The sequence below is a fragment of the Chryseobacterium sp. SIMBA_028 genome (genome assembly GCF_046535285.1).
Classification (GTDB): Bacteria; Bacteroidota; Bacteroidia; order Flavobacteriales; family Weeksellaceae; genus Chryseobacterium.
On sequence record NZ_JAWRWZ010000690.1, the window covers coordinates 1 to 245 of the forward strand.

Below are 245 nucleotides of genomic sequence, written 5' to 3' on the forward strand. Positions count from 1 at the left end.
CTCAAAATCAAAAGCTGTCAAAAGTCTTCGCTCAATGTTTAAATAATACAACCATATATAATGAAACAACCAGAACAACCTACCAACAACAAATTTTACGATATTTTAGTTGAAATCAGAAATCTGATGCTTTTGAAAAAAGAAATCCTCAATATTGACGAGGTTGCTTTGTACACAGGATTTGAAAAATCCTACCTGTACAAACTGACAAGCAGGAGAGCTATTCCGCACTACAAAACCCCTGG

At 34.7% G+C, this 245-nt stretch carries 1 protein-coding gene; it reads left to right on the top strand.

The annotated features are described in order from the left end of the window. Positions 1–60: 60 nt before the first annotated feature. Positions 61–245, top strand: a 185-nt coding sequence (locus SCA31_RS25010; RefSeq protein ID WP_410699646.1) for a hypothetical protein, incomplete at its 3' end; no start/stop codon positions are given.